The sequence below is a fragment of the Bradyrhizobium oropedii genome (assembly GCF_020889685.1).
GTDB lineage: Bacteria > Pseudomonadota > Alphaproteobacteria > Rhizobiales > Xanthobacteraceae > Bradyrhizobium > Bradyrhizobium oropedii.
Window position 1 is genome coordinate 1 of record NZ_JACMYO010000454.1, and the last position, 983, is coordinate 983.

Here is a 983-nt window from a genome sequence, read left to right on the forward strand (position 1 = left end):
ACGACAGGACTTGAGGCATCGATGGATCGACGAATTATTCCCCTGATCATGTGCGGCGGCGCAGGCACGCGGCTTTGGCCGGCGTCACGCGAAGTGCATCCGAAGCAGTTCCTGTCGCTGTTCGGGGCGCGCTCGACCTTCCAGGAGACGCTGCTGCGGGTCTCCGACACCGGCCTGTTCGAACGGCCGATCGTGATCACCAACGAGGCCTATCGCTTCATGGTGCTGGAGCAGCTGGCGGAGATCGGCCGCGAGGCCGATGTGCTGCTGGAGCCGATGCGCCGCGACTCGGGGCCCGCGATCGCGGCCGGTGCGGCGTTCGCGCAGAGCCGCGACAGTGAAGCAATCGTGCTGGCGCTCGCCGCCGACCATCTGGTGCGCGATACGCCGGCCTTCGTCGCCGCGTGCCGCGGCGGACTGGCGGCTGCGGAAGCCGGCCGGATCGTGACGTTCGGCGTCAAGCCGGAACGGCCCGCCACCGAATACGGCTACATCAACCCGGGCGAGGTGGTCGCCGGAGAGGTGCGCGCGGTGGCGAAGTTCGTCGAGAAGCCGGACGCCTCGACGGCGGCAGGCTATATCGATGCCGGCTATCTCTGGAACAGCGGCAACTTCATGTTCCGTGCCGGCGTGCTGCTCGACGAGTATCGCAATGTCGATGCGGACAGCGTTGCCTCTGTGGAGCAGTCGGTTGCGTCGGCAACGCGCGATCTCGGCTTCGTCAAGCTCGATGCAGCGGCGTTCGGCGCGACAAACGCGATCTCGATCGATTACGCGGTCATGGAGAAGACGGCGCATGCCGCGGTGGTGCCGGTGGCGTGCGGCTGGTCCGACATCGGCTCGTGGCGCCAGGTCTGGGAGCTCTCCGACAAGGACGGCCTGGGCAACGCAGCGCGCGGCGCGGCGGTGTTCGAGGACTCCCGCAATTGCAACGTTTCGACCGACCGGGCGCTGGTTGCGCTCGAAGGCGTCGACGATCTCGT

1 protein-coding gene is annotated in these 983 nt (G+C 67.3%); it reads left to right on the forward strand.

Features of this window, described 5'->3' with window-relative positions; all coding sequences use genetic code 11:
• Positions 1 to 21 precede the first annotated feature (21 nt).
• On the forward strand, positions 22 to 983 hold a 962-nt coding region (locus tag H8A95_RS43240; protein ID WP_229188479.1), incomplete at its 3' end, for a mannose-1-phosphate guanylyltransferase/mannose-6-phosphate isomerase.